The sequence below is a fragment of the Oleiphilus sp. HI0061 genome (genome assembly GCF_001635675.1).
The window spans coordinates 1-922 of record NZ_LWFE01001269.1 but is presented as its reverse complement, the minus strand read 5'-3'; the positions used below and the strand labels follow the sequence as shown (position 1 = coordinate 922).

Annotated in this window: 2 protein-coding genes; both read left to right on the top strand. The window is 39.6% G+C overall.

Annotated features, from left to right (window positions below; genetic code table 11):
* Positions 1-282: bacterioferritin (locus tag A3735_RS19960; protein WP_304439997.1), on the top strand; the 282-nt coding region annotated here is incomplete at its 5' end.
* A gap of 11 nt (positions 283-293) precedes the next feature.
* Positions 294-761, top strand: coding sequence for a bacterioferritin (gene bfr, locus A3735_RS19955; RefSeq protein ID WP_068506737.1), 468 nt, complete (start codon positions 294-296; stop codon positions 759-761).
* Positions 762-922: the final 161 nt, after the last annotated feature.

Genomic DNA, 922 nt, shown 5'->3' with positions numbered 1-922 from the left:
TTGGAAGGTATCCCCAACCTGCAAAAGTTAGGCAAATTATTAATAGGCGAGAACACTCAAGAAATGCTGGAGTGCGACCTCAAATTAGAACAAAGCTCCATTGCCGACTTACGCGAAGCGATCGCTTATTGTGAATCAGTATCAGACTACGTCACCCGTGATAAGCTTCGAGAAATTCTTGCAGAAGAAGAGGAGTATCTAGATTGGTTGGAAACTCAGCTTGATCTGATCGATAAAGTGACGATCGAGAACTATATGCAATCAATGATTGAAGATGATTAAGGGGGTGAAATATGAAAGGTTCAGATAAAGTTATAGCAGAATTAAATCACTTGTTAGCGGGTGAGCTAACGGCAATAGACCAATACTTTGTTCACTCTCGAATTTATGAAGATATGGGCTTAGATAAGCTTTATGAACGTTTGGATCATGAGCGTGAAGAAGAGACAGATCACGCAGACCAAATGATCAAACGGATTTTGTTCTTGGAAGGGCATCCAGACTTGGCAACGCGTGAGCCGCTAAATGTCGGTAAAACAGTTTCGGAAATGCTACAGAATGACTTGAATGTAGAATACTCAGTAATTAAAAACCTTAAGGCAGCGATTGCTTTGTGTGAGTCTGAGCAAGATTACGAAACCCGTGCAATGCTGGTTAAGCAGTTAGAAGACTCAGAAGAAGATCATGCTTATTGGCTAGAGAAGCAATTGGGCTTGATTGATAAGATTGGGCTTCAAAATTACTTACAGTCGCAGATGTAAGCTTCGAATAGCATAATGAGTGTAAGTAGGGCCGTCATTTGTGACGGCTTTTTTGTTTGTTTGATATAAACGTTAATCCCCAACTGAATCCAAATACTTTCTTTCTAAAATATCCCTAAATAGGTAGGGGGTATTTCTAATTTTGTCCTATATTTATAGTG